Origin of the sequence: Myxococcus sp. CA051A (assembly GCF_013336705.1) — a bacterium.
Taxonomy (GTDB): domain Bacteria; phylum Myxococcota; class Myxococcia; order Myxococcales; family Myxococcaceae; genus Myxococcus; species Myxococcus llanfairpwllgwyngyllgogerychwyrndrobwllllantysiliogogogochensis.
Genome location: NZ_JABUMS010000009.1, coordinates 236,683 through 255,186 on the forward strand (window position 1 = coordinate 236,683; position 18,504 = coordinate 255,186).

The following is an 18,504-nucleotide window of genomic DNA, read 5'->3' on the forward strand; positions in this document are numbered from 1 at the left end:
GGCCCCTCGTTACTGGGCCTCCAACCGGAACTGCTGGCAGTCGTTGTTGGACCAGGTCCACTGCTGGATGACGGTGCCGTTGGCGCTCGTCCCGCAGCTGGTGACATCCAGCACCTTGCCGCTGTGTCGGGCCTCGATGCGATGGAACCCGCCGGAGGTCGCCACCGTGCGGAACTGCTGGTTTCCACCGTTGGACCAGGTCCACTGCTGGAGCCCCGCGCCATCCGCGGTGCTCACGTCGCGCACGTCCAGCACCTTGCCGCTGTACTGGGACACGATGCGGACGTAGCCGCTGTCGGTGGGCTCCAGCACCCACTGCTGGCTGGCGCCCGTGTGGCACGCCCACTGGTGAATCGTCGCGCCGTCCGCGGTGCTGGGACCGTTGATGTCCAGGCAGCGGCCGGAGGACTTGTTGACGATGCGGTAGCGGGTGGCGCCACCGCCGCCCTGCGCGGCGTTGAAGATGGCGAGCAGCAGCGACGTGTCATTGCGCGTGTCCTGGGTCAGCTCCCAGATCATCACCCCGCCGCCCTGCTGGAGCCCCAGCCGCGTCTTCGCCTGGATGGTGGCAATGCCGTTGTAATAGACGTCGCCCACGTTGTCCTTGTACGGCGCCTGCGAGTCGCGCGCGACGAGGTCCGCGTAGCCGACATACGACGACGGCGAGCGCCCGTAGAACGGCACGCCCAGCACGGCCTTCGACGCCGGCAGGCCCCGCCCCTTCCAGTAGTTGAGCGACTGGACGGCGTAGTCGTACGTCGAATGCGGCTGCCCGCCGTCGTACGCCATGATGTTGAGGAAGTCGAAGTCGGCGAACGTCGAGGTGGGGATGCCCTCGCCGTAGTAGCCGTTGGCCACCACCGCGGCCGTGAGCAGCTTGCCGCGCGAGCGCATCGCCGCGCCCAGCTCCCGGATGAGCGCCGCGTAGTTCTGCGCGGAGGCGCCCGGGTCCGGGTACTCCCAGTCGATGTCCACGCCGTCCAGCCCCGCCGCGTTGACGTAGTTGACCAGGTTGTTCACGAAGGCCGTGCGAGTGCCCGCGTTCGCCGCGAGCGACTCGAAGCCACTGTCATTGCCGTCGTTCCACCCGCCCACGGCGATGAGCACCTTCACGCCTCGCGCGTGCGCCGCCGTGACGAGCGAGCGAAGCCGCGCGTCCGTCCCGCTCGGCCCCGTGAGCCCACCCTGCGCGGTGGGCACCACGAAGGCGTAGTTGATGTGCGTAAGCCTGTCGTAGGGGATGGTGTTGACGTCGCCCGCCCACGTCGGGAAGTAGCCGACGACGCGGGTCGCCAGCGCCGCGCCCTCTTGCCGGCCCAGCGGCTCTTCTCCGGAAGAGGCGGCGTCCGGCGGCCCGGAACAGGCCAGCACCACGGCCGCCAGCGCGGCTTGCACCACCAGGGCTCTCAACGGCAACACCATGCGCGACATGCGGACTCCATGAGGTGAGCCCCCGCCCCCGACATGGGGACGGATGGGTCGCGCACCTGTAGCGTCGCCCTAAACCCGCAACAACAGTTTTTCCAGAAAACGAAGAAAGACTATCCAGTCCTGTCGGACAGTTGAGAGGACCCTGAACGCGCTTGCGCCGGGGTCCGCATTTTCGGCGCGGGCTGGACGGGCGCCGCTCAACGCGCGGCGAGGTTGACGGGCAGCGGCTTCACCCGGAGCTGCTTCGAGGCGAGGAACTCCGTGTTGAAGACCTTGGAGGCGTAGCGGCTGCCGTGGTCGCACAGGAACGTCACGATGCGCAGGCCCGAGCCGGGGTGCTGGCGGGCAATCTCATACGCGGCGCGCACGTTGAGAGCGGCCGACGTGCCCACCACGAGCGCGTCCTCGCGGGCCAGGTGGTAGAGCGTGTCGAGCATGTCCTCGTCCCCCAGGCGCATCGCCTCGTCCACGCGCGCGGCCTTGAAGTTGGCGGTGAGCCGCATGATGCCGATGCCCTCGGTGATGGAGGAGCCCGACGACTCCAGCTTCCCGTCGCGCACGAAGCAGTAGAGGCCGGAGCCCGGCGGATCCACGAGCACCACGCGCAGCGCGGGGTTCTTCTCCTTGAGGAAACGGCTGACGCCGGACATCGTCCCGCCGCTGCCCACGGAGACGACGAGCACGTCCACGCGGCCCTCGCACTGCTCCCAGATTTCGGGCCCCGTCGTCTCGTAGTGGAAGTCGCCGTTGGCCGTGTTCTCGAACTGGTTGGCCCAGAACCAGCCGTGCTGCTCGGACAGCGCGCGCGCCTGGTGGAAGAAGTGTCCGGGGTTGGCGAAGGGCACGGGCGGCACCTTGCGGACCTCCACGCCCATGGCCTCCAGCAGCTCGTACTTCTCGCGCGCCTGGTTGTCCGGCATCGTCACGACGACGCGGTAGCCGCGCTCGCGGCCCAGGAGCCCCAGGCCGATGCCGGTGTTGCCCGCGGTGCCCTCGACGATGGTGCCGCCCGGATGGAGAAGTCCCTCCTCCTCCGCGCGGCGAATCATCCCCTTGGCGGCGCGGTCCTTGATGCTGCCGCCAGGGTTCATGAACTCCGCCTTGCCCAGAATCTCGCAGCCGGTGATGCGGCTGAGAGAACCAATGCGAAGCAGCGGAGTGTTTCCCACCGAGTCCCACAGCGAGCCGATGCGTGGCGCCATCCCCCTCCCCTAATGGAGTCCGGGGAGGGAGGCAACCGACGACGGACCGGGCCCGCCCACTACTCGTTGCGCATCGCCTCGACGGGGTCCAGCTTCGCGGCGCGGGCGGCCGGGTAGATTCCGAACAGCAGCCCTACCCCGCAGCTCATCGACAGGGCCAGGCCCACCGCCCAGGGCGGCACGGACATGGGGAAACCCACCATCCAGTCGCCCAGGAAGACGAGCCCGAAGCCCAGGCCCACGCCCAGGCCTCCGCCAAAGAGCGCCAGCAGCACGGCCTCCGTGGCGAACTGCCCGAGGATGCGCCGCCGCTTGGCCCCCAGCGCCTTGCGCACGCCAATCTCCCGCGTCCGCTCCATCACCGACACCAGCATGATGTTCAGGATGCCGATGCCGCCCACCACCAGCGACAGCAGGCACACGCCGATGCCGGCGATGGTGATGACCTGGGAGAGCTGGTTGAAGGACGCCGTCACCGACTCGTTGGTGTGGATTTCGAAGTCGTTGGGCTGGTCCGGGTCCACGTTGCGCCGACGCCTCATCAGCGTCGTCACCTCGTCCTGCGCCTTGCGGAACAGGCTCGGGTCCTTCGCCTGGATGTCGATGTCCAGCGAGCGCTCCTTGCCGTAGAGCTGCTGGAACACGCGCAGGGGGATGAGGGCCTGGTTGTCCATGCTCACCATGCCCAGGAAGCTGCCGCGCCGCTGGAGCACGCCAATCACCCGGAACGGCCGGTTCTGGATGCGCACCTCGAAGCCCACCGGGTCGATGCCGGGGAAGAGCAGGTCCGCCACGTCCACGCCCAGCAGCACCACGTTGCGGCCGTCCATGCCCTCCACTTCGTTGAAGTAGCGGCCGGACTGCACCGAGACGCCGCTCGTCATCGGGTACGTCGTGGACGCGCCGATGATGCGCACCGACGGCCGCGTCTCCGCGCTCACCGTCGACACCTTCTGCCCGCCCTGGTCGTCCGACGGGGCCACCACGCCCACCGACGGACAGAACATCTCGATGGCGCGCACGTCCTCCAGGCCCATGTCCGGGCGCTTGGCGAACTTCGCCCAGTTGAAGCGGCCGAAGCCGCCCGCGGGCCACTTGGTGAGCTGGAAGGTGTGCGCCCCCAGCCGGCCCAGGTCGCGGTTCACCTTGGTGCGCAGGCCCTCGATGAGGCCCATCATCGTGATGACCGTGGCCACGCCGATGACGATGCCCAACAGCGTCAGCAGGGAGCGCAGCGGGTTGCCCAGGAAGGTCCCCAGGGCCAGCCGCAGATTGTCCAGGAAGGCTCGCATCGACTCACTCGTACCGAAGGGCTTCCACGGGGTCCAGGTTCGCCGCGCGCGCCGCCGGCCAGATGCCGAACAGCAGGCCCACCAGCGCGGCGAAGAACACCCCGCCGAGCACCGTGGACGTCTGCACGTCCGCCGCCAGGGGCGTTATCAGCGACACCACCTTGGCGGTGCCCAATCCCACCGTCGTTCCCAGCAGGCCTCCCACCGCGGACACGCTGGCCGCCTCCATGAGGAACTGGACGACGATGGTGCGCTTGCGCGCTCCCAGCGCGCGCCGCACGCCAATCTCCCGCGTCCGCTCGCGCACCGACACCAGCATGATGTTCATGATGCCGATGCCGCCCACCAACAAGGTGATGAGCCCCACGCCCACCGCCACGCCGTACAGCGCGCCGGTCAGCTGCGCGTAGGTCTGCGCCATCGCCTCCGGCTTGTTGATGTTGAAGTCGTCGGGCTGACCCGGCTCCGTGCCGCGCAGGCGCCGCAGGATGCCGATGAGCTGGTCCTCCGCCATGCGCACCTGGGACGCGTCCGCCACCGCCATGGCGATCTCGAACGGCCGGCCCTTGCCGAAGTTGCTGTAGAACGTCTTGAAGGGGATGAGCACGAGCAGGTCCATGCTCTCGTTGACCACCTTCCCCTTCCGACTGAGCGTTCCCACCACCTGGAAGGAGCGGTTGTCCACGCGGATGCTCCGTCCCACCGGGCTGATGCCGGGGAACAGCCGCTCCGCCACGTCCGCGCCCAGCACCGCCACCGGACGCGTCACCTCTTCATCCGACTCCGTGATGAAGCGGCCCCCGGTGATGTCGAAGCCCGCGATGCCCAGGTACTCGTGGTTGACGCCCTGGATGCGCACCGACGACATCTGCTCGCCGCCGTACGACACGTCCGACAGCCGCGAGACGGACGGGGACATCGCGGTGATGAACGGCGCCATGGCGCGCAGCCGGGGCAGCTGCTCCAGGGTGAAGTTCTTGCGATTGCGGTACTTCCACCAATCGCCCTTGATCATCCACGGGAACTTGGAGACGTAGAGCGTGTTGGCGCCGAAGCTCGCGAGCTGTCGGTGGAAGGACGTGTTGAGCCCCTGGATGATGCCGACGATGGCCAGCAGCGTGGCCACGCCGATGCCGATGCCCAGCGTCGTCAGCACCGTGCGCAGGCGGTTGGCGCGCAGGGAGAACACGGCGATGCGCGCCCCCTCCAGGACGTCCACCCGCAGGCTCGTCGCGTTCTTCATACGCCTGCCACCATCGGGCCGGCGACGCCCATGGCCACTTCACGCCCGGGACCGTCGGCGACAATCTCTCCGTCGCTCAGGCGGATGGCCCGGGGGCAGCGCGCCGCCAGCTTGGGCTCGTGCGTGACGAGCACCAGCGTGTGGCCCGCCTGGTGGAGCTGCTCGAACAGCCGGACGATCTCCTCGCCCGTGGCCGAGTCCAGGTTGCCCGTGGGCTCGTCCGCCAGGAGCATGGAGGGCTCAGACACCAGCGCGCGGGCAATGGCCACGCGCTGACGCTGACCACCCGACAGCTCGTTGGGTCGGTGGTGCATGCGGTGCGTGAGCTGAACCTTGTCCAGCGCCGCCTTCGCCCGCTCCCGCCGCTCCTTGGCCGCCATGCCCCGGTACACCAGGGGCAGCTCCACGTTCGCCAGCGCCGTCTCCTTCGGCAGCAGCTGGAACGTCTGGAAGATGAAGCCGATCTCCACGTTGCGGATGACGGCGAGCTCGTCGTCGCTCATGCGCGACACGTCCTTGCCGTTGAGCATGTAGCGGCCGCTGGTGGGCGTATCCAGGCAGCCCAGCACGTTCATCATCGTGCTCTTGCCAGAACCGGACTGGCCGATGATGGCCACCCACTCCCCTCGGCTGATGCCGAAGGTGACGCCTCGCAGCGCGCGCACCTCCTCGCCACCGACATGGAAGACGCGGGTGATGTCGTCCACCTGGATGAGCCGGCCTGTGCCGGCGCCGCTGCCGTCACTCACGACTTCTGACCGCCCTTCGCGCCAGGACCCTCGCCCGGTTCGGGCGCCTGGACATTGTCCCCGTGGTTCAGCTCCTTCGACAGCGTGCGGTAGGGCCCTTCCACCACGCGGTCCCCATCGCTCAGCCCGGAGAGGATCTCCAGCTCCGTGTCGGAGGCGATGCCCGTCTGCACCCGCCGCACCTGCGCCTTGTTCGCCGCGTCCACCACGAACACCACCTTGGCGAGCGTCTCGGTGCGCTTGGCCTTCAGCGCGCCGCCCTCCACCGACTCCTTGAAGTCCGGCAGCGAGCGCTCCGCGCGCACCGTCACCGCCTGGATGGGCACCAGGATGACGTCATCGTGCGTCTCCGCGGAGATGCGAGCCTCCGCGCTCATGCCCGGCAGCACGCCCGGCGGCCGCATGTCCAGCGCCACCGTGACGGGGAAGCTCGTCACTTCCGCCTCCGTGCCCGGGTTCTTGATGAGCGCCTTCTGGGCGATCTCCACCACCGAGCCCTGGAACGTCTGCCCCTCCAGCGCGTCCAGCGTCACGTCCGCGGGCTGGCCCGGCTTCAGGTGCACGACCTCGTGCTCCCCCACCTCGAACTTCACCTCCATGGCGCTCAGCGCGGCGATGGTCATCACCACGTCCTCGGCCAACTCCGAGCCACGCACGCGCTCACCCACCTCGCGCGACAGCTCGATGACGTTGCCGTCGATGGGCGACGACAGCGTCGTCCTCGACAGGTCCGCCTGCGCCTGCTCGACGATGGCGATGTTGCGCGCCAGCTGCTGGCGGGCGGACGCGAGCCGCGCCTCCGCCGTGTTCTTGCTCGCCTTCGCGATGTCCAGCTCCGCGCCGGACGCCAGGCCCTTGGTCACCAGGCCCTCCACCCGTCCCAGCTCCGACGTGGTGCGGCTGACCTCCACCTCCGCCACCTGGGAGTCGGCGCGCGCGGCGTTCTGCGACGCCATCGCCTGCTTCATCGCGGCCTCGTAGATGCGCTTGTCGATGCGCCCGAGCACCTGGCCCTTCTTCACCGGCTCGCCATCCTTGACGAGCAGTTCCACCAGGTCTCCGGAGAGGCTGGAGGAGATCTTCACCGTGGTCGCAGCCTGCACCTTTCCCGCACCGGTGATGGTGCGGGTGATGGTGCCCTTGCGAGCCTTGGCGATCTGCACTTCCTGGGACGGTGGCGGACGCTCCTTCAGTCCTCCAGCCGTGATGGCAGCGGCACCCAGGAACAGCGCACCGGCAATCGCACCCTTCCACCACTTCATTTCGTCTCTCCCGGGCTCAGGGCGCCCATGGCCCGCAACAAACTGAAGCGGGCGATTTCGACATCAATCCTGTTTTCCAACAAGCTCAGCTCCGCTTGCGTGAGGTTCAGCTGGGCATCGCGGACTTCCAGCGTGGAGCCCGCACCGGCCTTGAAGCGCTCCTCCGCCAGCCGGAGGCCCTGGAAGGCGGCCTCCTTGTTCTCGGCGGACAGCCGGGCGGCGACCATCTGCGCCTCCAGCGACTGGTGGGCGGCGCGCACCTGGCCCTCGATCTCCCGGGCCGACTGCGCCAGCGTGAGCTGCGCCTTGCGGATGCTGGCCTCGGCGCGCCGCGTCTGGGCGGGGGTGATGAACCCGTTGAAGACGTTCCACTCGAGGTTGATGCTGCCCAGGAAGTTGTTCTGCAGGCGAGGCTCGGTGAAGACCTGCTCCGCGTCCGGGCCCTGGCGGGTGTAGAGGCCACGGGCCGACAGCACGGGCAGATAGTCCGCGCGGGCGATGGAGCGCTGCAGCTCCGCCGAGCGCACCTGAAGCTGGAGCGCCTTGAGCAGCGGGCGCCGCTCGCGGGCCGAGTCGATGGCCTGCTCGATGGTGGGCGCGGGCGCGGGCTCCGAGGTGAGCACGCCCGGATCCACCGCCTCCAGGGGCTCGGTTCCGGGACGGGTCAACCACACGGCCAGCTGCGTCTGGTCCGTCACCAACGTGGTGAGGGACTGGACGAAGGTGATGCGGTCATTGCCCAGGTTCACCAGCGCGGAGATCTCCTCGACCTTGCCCACGCGTCCGGCCTGGAACAGGGAGCGCGCGCGGTCCAGCTGCTCCTCGCTGCGCTTGACGGTGGCCTCCAGCACCTGGCGGGTGGCCTGGGAGCGGAAGAGCGTGAAGAACCGCCGGATGGCCTCCAGCTCGGAGGTGTCCGCCTCTTCCTGCGCCTGGCTCGTCTGCGCATCGCGCAGCACGCCGCTCTGCTCCAGCTGCTTCCAGCGCGCCCTGTCGTAGATGACCTGATTGAGGATGAAGCCCAGGTCGTAGTCGCCCGTGCTGGTCGGCTTCGACTCGACGGGGATCTGCACGAACTCGCCCGGGTTGTTCGGGTCCGGCACCAGGTTGAAGGACTTGCGGCGACCGAACCAGTTCTTGCCGACCGACGCGTTGACGGAGAGCTGCGGCAGGAGCGCCGAGCGCGTCACGCGCACGTCTTCACTGGCGATGTCCAGGTCGAGCAGCGCCTGGAGCGCGGTGGTGCTCTGGCGGCCCTGGGTGCGGACCTCGTCCAGGGTGAGGCGCGTGGGCGCGGGAGCGGCGGTGAGCAGCACGGCGACGAGGAGCGCGTTCATCGGCCACCTCCCGCCATCTCCGCTCCGGGAAGGCCCACCATCAACACCCCCGCGAACATCACGTAGAGCACCAGTGCCAGGATCAGCGCGCGGCCGCGGGGCATACCGGTGGCGGCGGCGAAGCCCAGGCCCAACAGGCCCGTGCTCCAGAGGTTGAAGAAGTCCACGGTGGACGCAACGCGCGCCATCTTCGGGCTGAGGGTCCCCAGGAACGCGCCCAGGTGCGACGGCACCAACTGCGCGACGCGAGCGACGCTGAGCGTGTGCTGAGCGGCGATGCAGAGCGTGAGGACCGCGTGGTACAGCGCGATGGGCAACAGCGCCAGCGCCGCCACGGACATCAGCTGCTCGAAGTGGGCGGGGCGATCAAACAGCCAGGACACCACCCAGAGGATGGCGGCCAGCAGCAGCGCCACCATCGGCATCACGAAGACGCCCTTGGCGATGCCTCCGACGAGCGCCTTGCGGGTCGTCGTCTGGATCTTGTCGGTCAGGTCGGCCTCGGAGATGGTCGCCATCTCCCCGGACGCCTGGAGTTCACGGATGACATCCGGGGTCGCGTCCCAGCGAAGGGAAAACAGCGTCCCGGAGGCGGACACACAAAGCGCGAGGATGAGCAGGGGCCAGACCCAACGGCGGGCTTCGACGGCGGCGGGCGTTCCCTCGACAGGGTCGATGAAGACGCGCACGGGTTGGACGAGTGAGGTCATAGAGTGAGTGGTCTCGGAGGGATGTACGGCGCTCCCCCTCAGGCAATTGCTCGGCCAGTCGAAAAATCGCGGCGGTGAACGGGCAGCCGGCCAACCGAATTCCATCCTCATGGAAGGTTGCGCGGCTTTCTACCTCAAGGATTCCGCAGACCTGTAGCAACCTGTTGCGGAAATTTTGCCGTCGGGATCGAGAGGGTGTATTCCGCTCGGCTGCACGCTTGCCGGAGCTCGAATGGTCGAAAGCACGGATCTGGCCCAGGTCCTCCAAGAAGCGAATGACATCGCCCGGAGCGTGGCCCAGAAGATTACTTCGGCCCACGTGCTGTTGGCGCTCTTCACGGTGGAGAACCGGGCGCAGCTCCTGCTGAAGGAGCGGGGCGTGGACGAGGATGCCCTCCTCCACCTGCTCACCGCGGCCCCGGCGGAGACGGACGGACAGGTTCGCGAGCTGCGGGAGAAAGCCCGGGAAATCGCCACGAGCTGCGGCTCGCAGGAGGCCGACTGCCTGCACCTGCTCATCGCGGTGACTCGGGTGCGCTGCGTCGCGCAAGAGCTGCTGGTGCAGACGGGGTTGGATCTGGCGACCCTGCGGACCACGGCGGTGTCCTACTTCGTGAGTGGGCGGATGCCTCGCAAGCTCCAGCCCGGTCGCACGCACGTCCTGGGCGCGCGCCCCGCCCCCAGCCGGCCGCTCGGTGCACCTCCGTCTCCCCTGCCCGCTTCCGCCGTGGCGGTGAGCCTGCCGCGCTCGCTGCCGAGCGCGCCCCCGGCACTTCCCCCGCTGCCGCCTCCGCCGCCACGCGTCACCACTCCCGCCCTCTCTCCGAGGGACCTCATCGACGTGGACGACGACGAGGCCCAGGCAGCGCCCCCGCCCAAGGCCGCTCCTCCCCCCGCCGCGCCCGCCGCGGTGGCCCGCGCGGTGCCGCCGCCGGCTTCGACGCCCCTCGCCGCCGCGCCAGTGTCGCGCCCCGCGCCGACGCCCGCGCCCGCTGCTCCGGCGGCCCGAGGCACCTCGCTGGCGTTGGACCCCAAGGCGTTTCCGATGTTGACGTCGCTGGGCCGCAACCTGAGCCAACTGGCCCGCGAGGGTCGGTTGGATCCAGTGGTGGGCCGCGCGCGGGAAATCGAAGAGGTCATCGACGTCCTGGGCAAGCGCCGCACCAACAACCCGTGCTTGCTGGGTGAAGCCGGCGTGGGGAAGACGGCGGTGGTGGAGGGCGTGGCGCAGCGGCTGTTGAGCTTGCGCGGGAGCCTGGCGGAGAAGGTGGTCGTTGAACTGGACATGGCCTCGCTGGTCGCGGGCACGCAGCTGCGGGGCTCCTTCTCCGAGAAGCTCAACACGCTGAAGGAAGAGGTCCGCCGCGCGGAAGGCCGCGTGATGGTCTTCATCGACGAGATTCACACGCTGGTGGGCGCGGGCTCCACGGGCGACGGCCCGCAGGACGCGGCCAACGAGCTGAAGACGGCCATGGCGCGGGGCGAGTTCCCCTGCATCGGCGCCACGACGCACGACGAGTACCGCAAGTTCATCAGCGCGGACCCGGCGCTGGAGCGGCGCTTCACGCCCGTCGTGGTGCACGAGCCGTCGGTGCCGGACACGGTGGAGATCCTGCGCGGCATCATCGGTCGCTACGAGGAGCACCACGCGCTGCGCTACCGGCCGGAGGCCCTGGAGGCCGCCGCGTCGCTGGCCAGTCGGTACGTGACGGACCGGTTCATGCCGGACAAGGCCATCTCCGTGGTGGACCTGGCGGGCAGCCGGTGCCACCGCGAGGGGCGGGACGTGGTGGAGGTCTCGGACGTGGCGCGGGTGGTGGCGAAGCTCGCGGGCGTGCCGGAGGAGCGGCTGTTGATGAACGACTCGTCGCGCCTGCTGCGGCTGGAGCAGGACCTGAGCGAGCGGGTCATCGGGCATGAAGAGGCGATTGCGCGCATCGCGCGGGTCATCCGCCGCAACTACGCGGGCTTCGCTTCGCGGCGGCCCATGGGCAGCTTCCTCTTCCTGGGCCCCACGGGCGTGGGCAAGACGGAGATGGCGCGCGGGCTGGCGGAGGTGCTGTTCGGCAATCGCGACGCGCTGGTGCGGCTGGACATGAGCGAGATGTCGGAGGCGCATGGGGTTTCGCGCCTCATCGGCTCTCCCGCGGGCTACGTGGGCTTCGGCGAAGGTGGCCAGCTCACCGAGCCGGTGCGTCGGCGCCCTTCGTCCATCGTGGTGCTGGACGAAATCGAGAAGGCGCACCGCGAAGTGCAGATGCTGTTGCTCCAGGTGCTGGAAGAGGGACGGCTGACGGACGGCAAGGGTCGGCACATCGACTTCTCCAACACCGTCATCGTGATGACGACCAACCTGGGCGCGGAGGCCTTCTCTCGCACGGGTCGTCCGCTGGGCTTTGGCTCGGAGGGCTCGGCGACGACGAACGCGCTGGAGCTGGCGGCGTCCGCGGCGCGCAAGGCGCTGCCCCCGGAGCTGTGGAATCGCATCGACGAGCGACTTCCCTTCCGTCCGCTGGAGGAGGAAGAGGTCGCGCGAATCGCCACGCTGTTGCTGGAGGAGAGCAGCAAGCGGCTGTCCACCGAGCGCGGCATCGAATACGTCGCGGGCCAGGACGTGGTGGGCCACCTGTTGAAGTCGGGCGGCTTCGACCCGCAGCTCGGGGCGCGACCCATGCGGCAGATGGTGCAGCGGCTCGTGGAAGGACCGCTCGCCGAGCGCATCCTCTCGGGTGAATTCGGCGCGGGCGACAAGGTGCGCGTCGCGCTGCTCGCCGGTCAGCTCGCGTTCCAGCGGGTGCGATGAGCCCCCGCGTCTCACGGACGCGCGGCGGCAAGAGGACGGGGAAACCCGCTCCCGGGACAGGCACGGGCTCCTCTCGGAAACGTGCCGTCCGCGCATCACCTCGCGAAACGCGCCCGCCCCTCGTCATCGTCGGCACGGGGAGGCTGGGCGGTGCGCTGGGCCTCGCGCTGAGCGCCTCGGGATGGCCCGTGCGCATGCACTCGCGGAGCGATGAGGGACGCCTTCGCACCGAAGCCCTCGGCCTGAAGCCCGCGACTCCCGAGGACTTGAGGCGCGCGCGCCTCGTCCTGCTCTGCGTCCCGGACGCGGAGGTGCCCCACGTCGCGGAGACACTCGCCACCACCCTGCCCCGCTCCGTCGCCCTCGTGCACACCGCGGGCGCGCTCTCCCTGGACGCACTGGGCCCACCACGAGGTCGCGCGCTGGGCTCGTTCCATCCACTGTGCGCGGTGTCCTCCGCTCGCGATTCCCTCGCGGGACATACCGCCTCCATCAGCACCCGCTCGCGCGCGCTGAGAGACGTGCTCCGTCGCATGGCCGTCGACGTGGGACTGAACGCCATGGAAGTGCCAGAGGGACACCGCGCCGCCTACCACGCGGGTGCGGTGATGAGCGCGGGCCTCATGGTGGCCCTGGCGGACGCGGCGGTCGCGGCGCTCGGTGCCGCGGGCATTCCACCAAAGGACGCCCTGCCGGCGCTGCTGCCCCTGATGCGCTCCGCCCTTCGCGGCGTGGAAGCCCGGGGCCTCGCGGGAGGCCTCACCGGGCCCATCGTCCGGGGTGACGCGGGCGTGGTGGCCGCGCATCTCGCGGCGCTCCCCGACGACGTCACCCCCATCTACCGACTGCTGTCGCGGCGCGCCTTGAAGCTGGCCTCGGAGCGTCTTCGCCCCGAGTCGCGCGCCGCGCTGGAGAAGCGGCTCAGGTGATGATCAGCGAGCCCTGAAGGCCCTTGCGCACGGAGCCGAGCGCCCGCTCGGAAGCGGCCTCCGCCTCGGTGAGCCGGCGCAGGCACAGCTCGCCCTGACCCGACGCCACACCGCGCTGCAGGTCCGACAGCAGCGTGAGCGAGGCCTGGAGCATCTCCTTGCCCTGCGGCGTGTCGTTGACCGGCTTGCCAGCGGCCTTCGCCACGGCCTCGCCGAACGCCTTGATGGTGCCGCCGAGCTTGGCAGCGTCGAAGCTGGCCAGCAGCGGCTTGATGCGCGTGGGGTCGATGCGGATGAGTCGCAGCGCGCCCACCCGAGCGAAGCCCGGGTGCAGCAGACCGATGTCGCTCATCTCGAACGCGCCCAGCAGACCCTCGTCCGGAGCGGGGTGCGCGTGCGGCACCACGTCCACGAACAGGGGCAGCGCATCCGCGCCCTGGCGGTACAGCTCCACCTCCTCGTCATCCAGCGGCGGGAAGGAGGTCGGCGCGCCGATGAAGAGCAGCGGCAGGACGATGTCGTGCCAGAAGTCCTCGGGCGCGGAGCCCGTGCCATTCACCGTGGCGAACAGGTGGACCATCAGCTCGGCCAGACGCGGGGCGCGCTCGGCCTGCTCGATGAGCGTCTTCGTCGGATCCAACCGCTGGAGGGACTGGACGATCTGCCCCTCGAACTGCTGGCGAGCCTCCGCCGGAAGGTCCTGCGCACGACCCAGCGCGTTGCGCACGTCGCGGGCGAGCACGTCCGGCTTGGTCTCCAGCGTCGTCGTCGCCTTCTTCGGGTCCACGACGACGAACTGGAGGAAGCCCGGGTCGAACAGGCGCTGGTAGTCCACCGGCGTCAGCTTCGGCGCCTGACCGCCCAGGGCCTGGGCCGGGTTGGTGCCGAAGCGGGCCTGCCCCAGCGAGCGGCGGATGTCCGCCGCCAGGTCATCCAGCCGGCTCAGCTTGCTTTGACCCAGTGCGTCCATCGCCGCGCCAAAGGGCGACAGCATGATGATGGCCTCGGGAAAGCCCAGCGTGGCGCCTTCCGGAGAGTCGCGGTTGGGGAACCAGAACGCGTTGTGCTCCACGATGAGGCGCATGGCGAACGCGCCAGCCAGACCCAGGGCCACCGTCTGGTGCTCGGGCTTGTTCACCTGGAAGGGGCCACCCAGCACCTTCGCGACGGCCTTCTCCACGTCCGCCCAGGGCGCCTTGACCAGGTCGATCGGCTTGCCCTCGGCCTGTTCGAGGGCCGCGGCGACCTGGAGCTGCGCCTGGTGGACATGCTGGGGGACAGGATGCGCCTGGGGTTCCGGTTGGGACATGAAGGAATCCGAAATCGAAAGGGAAGCGGTGGGCCTCCCCTTACCGTGAAAAACGCGTTCGTGGCTACGATTTGTGGCCAGTAGGATGGCCCGCATGCCTGCTTCCCGCTGGCGCCTGCGCTGGCATGCCGTAGCCGTCTGTCTCCTGCTGACATCCTGGGGGTGTGCTTTCGTCACACCTCGTTTTCCCCAAGACATCCAGACGTCGTTCGCGCGCGACCCGATGCGCAAGCTGACGACCGCGTCACTGGAGCTCTACTACCCGGAGCAGTTGCGAGGCCCCGCGCTGCGGATGGCGGCGCGGCTGGAGGGCTGCGTGGAGCAGTTGCGCGCGCAGACCTGGCGCAAGGAGCCGCGAGCGCGAGTCCTCGTCTACATGACGAGCGCGGACTTCAACAACGCGTACGTGGTGCCGGACTACGCGAGCATCCCGCAGCAGATGGTGGTGCCCGCGAACGTGACGCTGGAGCTGTTCCACCTCTTCGGGTTGGGCGAGGTGGATATCGGCGACGTGGCCTGCCACGAGGCCGTGCACTACGTGCAGCTCCAGCAGACGAACGGGCTCTGGGGCTTCCTCAACGACTTCACTGGTGGCCTGTTCCAACCCAACACCTTCACCGAGTCGTGGTTCCTGGAAGGCCTGGCCACGTACTACGAGGGCCGCTTCGGCAAGGACACGGGGCGTCCGCACAGTCCGGTGTGGCGGGGCTGGTTCGACTCGGTGGTGCAGGCCCGGGATGGGCGGATGGACCCGGGGTTCCTGTCACCCGAGAACCGGGCGTTGGACCCGTTCGGCGGCAACTACCTCACGGGCATGCACTTCGTGGAGTACCTGGCCACGAAGTACGGCGAGGCGAAGCTGTGGAAGCTGGTGGACAACCAGGGCACCACCGTCATTCCGCCCATCGCCGTGACGCTTCGATTCAAGGGTGTCTATGGCAAGGACATCGGCTCGCTGTTCGCCGAGTACACCAAGGACCTGCGTGAGCAGCTCATCGTGCGGGAGCGGCCGAACTCGCAGCGCGTCTGGATTCCCGAAGCGGGGTACTTCTCGCGCCTCGCCTCGCATCCGTCTACCGGCGTGACGGCCCTGGTGAGCGTGGGGCGGGAACAGTACTCGCGATTGACGGTGCGTGAGCCGGATGGACATGTGCGGTTCGAGCGGCCGTTGGTGGAGTTGCTGCCCTTCCGCCGCTGGGTGCTGGGGTCGTCGACGCTGGTCAGCGGCATGTCCTTCAGCGCGGACGGGGAGTGGCTCTACCTGGTGATGGCGGACCTGAACGCGGTGGGCGCATACGACGCGAAGCTGTGGCGCGTGGATGCGCACACGGGCGAGGTGGTGCGCGTCTGGGATGACGTGAAGGGAATGGGCGGGAGCGTCACGCCAGATGGCGCGGCGTATGTCTATGTCCGCGTCGAGGGAGACACGGCGAACCTGAGGCGGTTGGAGCTGGAGACGGGCAAGCAGGAACAACTCACCCACTTCGACGCGAGCGCTCCGCTGGGCCCGCCCGCTGTGTCCCCGGATGGGACGCGGATGGTGTTCCCACTGAAAGGGAACCAGGGCTGGGACCTGGTCGTGCGCGAGGCGGATGGGAGCCTGCGTTGGCTGACGCGGGATGGCCTGTTCAACTACTCGCCGCGCTGGCTGGACGCGGACCGCATCGTGTTCCTGCGCGAGGACACCGGACGACTCCAGGCGCATGTGATGACGGTCTCCACGCGGGAGCTGGCGCGAATCACCGATGCACCGTTCCTGGTGATGGACGTAAGTCCCATGGGCACGGGTGAAGTGGCCTTCCTGAACAGGGATGGGGCCTCGTTCACCATCGACCGTGCCGCCGTGTCCGCGATGGCGGAGCGGGTGAACGCGGCGGTGTTGCCATCCGGAATGCAGGCGCCCACGTCGTCTCCCGATGGAGCGTCTTCGCTTCGCGCCGAGCCGGGAGTGCCTCCCGCGAACGCGCCCGCTGGCTCCGGCACCGGGACTCCTCCGCCACCCCTGGCGGACACGTCGCCGATGAGCCCGCCGCCTCTCACTGCGGCGCCCGCCGTCACGACTCCCGCGGAGCAAACGCCTCCGCCGCCCGCGCCCGAGGAGCTTTCGACCTTCCCCAGCACGGCGCATCCCGGCGGACAGAACGCGGGGATGTCGCCCGAAGCACTCGCGGCCTTTCCTGGAGCGACCTCTTCCGAGAGCCCCGATGCGGGAGCATCGCGCGACACGCTCACGGCCACTCCCAGCACGACCCCCTCCAGCGCGCCAGATGCAGGAACGCTCGCGGCTCGCCCTGGAACCAGTGCCTCGGGTGGACCGGATGCGGGAGCATCGCCCGACACGCTCGCAAGCACCCGGGACGCGGGGACCTCGTCACCTGCCCAGGCGCAGGGACCCGCGACGTCCGAGCCGCCCCCCGGAGGTTTCACGCCCTTCCCTCCAGGTTCCACGGACACGCCAGTGGAACCCGCTCCAGTGGCTCCTCCGCTCGCGGGAGCCCTTCCGGTGGAGCCCATCGCGTCCACCACGGGCGATCTCGAAGCGCCTGTCGGCGCGCCACCACCCGACCCAGGCAAGCCCGTGACGGTCCTCACCGATGAGCCCTACTCGACGCTGGAGGGCTTCCTCATCCCCGAGTTCCGCCTCCCCTACCTGTGGGTCGCGAGGGAGAGCGACGACTCGGACGACTTGTTGTTCAGCGGTGGGTTGTCGCTCGCGGGCCAGGACCGGCTCGGCTTCCACGCGTACGCGCTGAACTTCTCGTATAGCACGCAGGACGAAGAGCCCAACGTGTCGCTCGCATACGGCAACGCGCAGCTCGCCCCCTGGTACTTGCAGGCCTCCGTCGCGCGCGTGCGCGAGAACGAGCGCACCGACCTCCAGGCCCTGGCCTACGCGTCCCGCACGTTCTGGACGACACCGGTGACGATTGGCGTGCTGGCGCTGCATCGTGAGTACGACGCCGTCGGCCAGTTCCCTCGGCTCGTCACGCGGCTGATTGGACCCGAGGTCTCCATGTCGTACTTCGCGGGCGACGCCACGTCCTACGGTGGTCTCCAGCGTGGACTGGGAATCTCCGTGAGTGGCGCCGTCTATCCCGGAGCGTTCGCGCTGGACTCGACGGTGGGCGACGTCCGCCTGGGCCTGGACGGCTTCTTCGGCGGCTTCTTCGGCGGGAAGGACAACCTCCAGCTCAGCGCCGTGGGGCGCTACCTGCCGGGTGCACCCGAAGGGCTGCTCGAAGTCGGTGGATTCAGCGCTGGCCAGACCTGGTACAGCAGCCGGCGCTCGACGGAGACGAGTCGCCTCCCCCTCCAGCTCCAGCCGGGCATCGCGTTCAGCGAGTACGTGCGCGGCTACGAGGACATCACGATTCGCGCCAGGAACGCGCTGATTGGCGGCGCGACGTACCGGTATCGCATCATCGTCGACCACGGCTGGGCGTCCACGCTGTGGCTGCTGCCGTCGCTCTTCGTGCGCAACTTCGAGATGGATGTCTTCGCGACGCTGGCGCGGACGGACAACCGGGACAATCACGGCGCGTTTGGCGCGGCCATGTCCATCCAGTTCACCATGGGGCAGGCCGTGCCCTTCTCCCTCTTCTACCAGTTCGCCCGTCGCTACGACGATGGGCTGGGAGACCTGCACCTGGTGGGAATCGGCCTCTAGGCCCTGCTACTTCCCGCGCCTCAGGCCATACAGCCCGGCGGCGCGGGCATGCGCCAGCACCCCGGACGGCACCAGGTCCGTGGGCTCCGTGCCCCGCGCCAGCAGCTCGCGAATCACGGTGGAGGACACCTCGGCCAGGGGCGGTCCCACCGTGTCCGGCGCCGGGTAGCCCGCGCGGTACAGCACGAGGACACGCGACATCTCCTGGATGCGGTGGAAGTCCTTCCAGTGAGGCAAATCCCGCAGGATGTCGCTGCCGATGATGAGGGACCAGCGCACGCTCGGGTGGCGCTCCACCAGCAACGCGAGCGTGTCCACCGTGCGGCCCGTCAACCCAGGCTCGCTCTCGATGCGCGTCGTCTTCAGCCAGCCCGACGTCTCGCGGCACATGGCGTCACACATGGCGACGCGGTGCTCGAACGCTTCCATCTGCTTGCCGAACGGGTGTTGCGCGGACGGCATCAACCACACCTCGTCCACGCCCTGCGTCGCGTGCACGTACGAGGCCGCCATCAGATGCCCCACGTGCGGCGGGTTGAACGAGCCTCCAAGGAGCGCGACCTGCACGTC

At 69.1% G+C, this 18,504-nt stretch carries 13 protein-coding genes; 3 read left to right on the forward strand and 10 right to left on the reverse strand.

Annotated features, from left to right (window positions below; all coding sequences use genetic code 11):
- Nucleotides 1-9: 9 nt before the first annotated feature.
- The 8 genes from HUA74_RS25895 to HUA74_RS25930 all read right to left on the reverse strand — a co-directional run bounded on the left by HUA74_RS25895 (nt 10) and on the right by HUA74_RS25930 (nt 9,226).
- Entirely contained in the window at nt 10-1,431 is a 1,422-nt protein-coding gene (locus HUA74_RS25895) for an RICIN domain-containing protein (protein WP_174456686.1), read from the reverse strand.
- A gap of 197 nt (nt 1,432-1,628) precedes the next feature.
- Nucleotides 1,629-2,633 carry a cysteine synthase A gene (locus HUA74_RS25900; protein ID WP_174456687.1) on the reverse strand — a complete coding sequence of 335 codons (1,005 nt, stop codon included), beginning with the start codon at nt 2,631-2,633 and terminating at the stop codon, nt 1,629-1,631.
- A gap of 59 nt (nt 2,634-2,692) precedes the next feature.
- Complete coding sequence (locus tag HUA74_RS25905; RefSeq protein ID WP_141643764.1) at nt 2,693-3,925, reverse strand: ABC transporter permease; 1,233 nt, start codon at nt 3,923-3,925, stop codon at nt 2,693-2,695.
- 4 nt (nt 3,926-3,929) lie between these two features.
- Nucleotides 3,930-5,168: an ABC transporter permease gene (locus HUA74_RS25910; protein WP_141643765.1), complete on the reverse strand. Its 1,239-nt coding sequence runs from the start codon at nt 5,166-5,168 to the stop codon at nt 3,930-3,932.
- Entirely contained in the window at nt 5,165-5,917 is a 753-nt protein-coding gene (locus tag HUA74_RS25915; RefSeq protein WP_141643766.1) for an ABC transporter ATP-binding protein, read from the reverse strand. Before HUA74_RS25915 ends, HUA74_RS25910 begins: the two co-directional genes overlap by 4 nt.
- A complete protein-coding gene (locus HUA74_RS25920) occupies nt 5,914-7,179 on the reverse strand; it encodes an efflux RND transporter periplasmic adaptor subunit (protein WP_141643767.1) in 1,266 nt (421 codons plus the stop codon). The genes HUA74_RS25915 and HUA74_RS25920 overlap by 4 nt, the downstream gene beginning before the upstream one ends.
- A complete protein-coding gene (locus HUA74_RS25925; RefSeq protein WP_174456688.1) occupies nt 7,176-8,516 on the reverse strand; it encodes a TolC family protein in 1,341 nt (446 codons plus the stop codon). The genes HUA74_RS25920 and HUA74_RS25925 overlap by 4 nt, the downstream gene beginning before the upstream one ends.
- Nucleotides 8,513-9,226, reverse strand: coding sequence for a YIP1 family protein (locus HUA74_RS25930; protein WP_141643769.1), 714 nt, complete (start codon nt 9,224-9,226; stop codon nt 8,513-8,515). The genes HUA74_RS25925 and HUA74_RS25930 overlap by 4 nt, the downstream gene beginning before the upstream one ends.
- A 232-nt stretch (nt 9,227-9,458) precedes the next feature.
- On the opposite strand from HUA74_RS25930, the gene HUA74_RS25935 reads away from it, so the two are divergent.
- Nucleotides 9,459-12,029, forward strand: a complete 2,571-nt coding sequence (locus HUA74_RS25935; protein ID WP_174456689.1) for an AAA family ATPase — start codon at nt 9,459-9,461, stop codon at nt 12,027-12,029.
- Complete coding sequence (locus tag HUA74_RS25940) at nt 12,026-12,958, forward strand: Rossmann-like and DUF2520 domain-containing protein (protein ID WP_174456690.1); 933 nt, start codon at nt 12,026-12,028, stop codon at nt 12,956-12,958. The genes HUA74_RS25935 and HUA74_RS25940 overlap by 4 nt, the downstream gene beginning before the upstream one ends.
- On the opposite strand, the gene HUA74_RS25945 is transcribed toward HUA74_RS25940, so the two are convergent.
- A complete protein-coding gene (locus tag HUA74_RS25945) occupies nt 12,951-14,267 on the reverse strand; it encodes a hypothetical protein (RefSeq protein ID WP_174456691.1) in 1,317 nt (438 codons plus the stop codon). The genes HUA74_RS25940 and HUA74_RS25945 overlap by 8 nt on opposite strands.
- Nucleotides 14,268-14,361: 94 nt before the next feature.
- Here HUA74_RS25945 and HUA74_RS25950 point away from each other — a divergent pair, with 94 nt between their 5' ends.
- The gene (locus HUA74_RS25950; RefSeq protein ID WP_254625254.1) at nt 14,362-17,934 is read left to right on the forward strand and encodes a hypothetical protein; all 3,573 of its coding nucleotides are present in this window, start codon (nt 14,362-14,364) and stop codon (nt 17,932-17,934) included.
- Between the two features lie 6 nt (nt 17,935-17,940).
- On the opposite strand, the gene nadD is transcribed toward HUA74_RS25950, so the two are convergent.
- Nucleotides 17,941-18,501 (reverse strand): nicotinate (nicotinamide) nucleotide adenylyltransferase, encoded by a 561-nt coding sequence (nadD, locus tag HUA74_RS25955; protein ID WP_174456693.1) that lies wholly within the window; start codon nt 18,499-18,501, stop codon nt 17,941-17,943.
- Nucleotides 18,502-18,504: the final 3 nt, after the last annotated feature.

Excerpts from the sequence above, each read along its gene's own strand:
- HUA74_RS25895 (WP_174456686.1), bottom strand. The coding sequence starts at position 1,431 with ATGTCGCGCATGGTGTTGCCGTTGAGAGCCCTGGTGGTGCAAGCCGCG.
- HUA74_RS25905 (WP_141643764.1), bottom strand. The coding sequence starts at position 3,925 with ATGCGAGCCTTCCTGGACAATCTGCGGCTGGCCCTGGGGACCTTCCTG.
- HUA74_RS25900 (WP_174456687.1), bottom strand. The coding sequence starts at position 2,633 with ATGGCGCCACGCATCGGCTCGCTGTGGGACTCGGTGGGAAACACTCCG.
- HUA74_RS25910 (WP_141643765.1), bottom strand. The coding sequence starts at position 5,168 with ATGAAGAACGCGACGAGCCTGCGGGTGGACGTCCTGGAGGGGGCGCGC.
- HUA74_RS25935 (WP_174456689.1), top strand. The coding sequence starts at position 9,459 with ATGGTCGAAAGCACGGATCTGGCCCAGGTCCTCCAAGAAGCGAATGAC.
- HUA74_RS25925 (WP_174456688.1), bottom strand. The coding sequence starts at position 8,516 with ATGAACGCGCTCCTCGTCGCCGTGCTGCTCACCGCCGCTCCCGCGCCC.
- HUA74_RS25940 (WP_174456690.1), top strand. The coding sequence starts at position 12,026 with ATGAGCCCCCGCGTCTCACGGACGCGCGGCGGCAAGAGGACGGGGAAA.
- HUA74_RS25930 (WP_141643769.1), bottom strand. The coding sequence starts at position 9,226 with ATGACCTCACTCGTCCAACCCGTGCGCGTCTTCATCGACCCTGTCGAG.
- HUA74_RS25945 (WP_174456691.1), bottom strand. The coding sequence starts at position 14,267 with ATGTCCCAACCGGAACCCCAGGCGCATCCTGTCCCCCAGCATGTCCAC.
- HUA74_RS25950 (WP_254625254.1), top strand. The coding sequence starts at position 14,362 with ATGCCTGCTTCCCGCTGGCGCCTGCGCTGGCATGCCGTAGCCGTCTGT.
- HUA74_RS25920 (WP_141643767.1), bottom strand. The coding sequence starts at position 7,179 with ATGAAGTGGTGGAAGGGTGCGATTGCCGGTGCGCTGTTCCTGGGTGCC.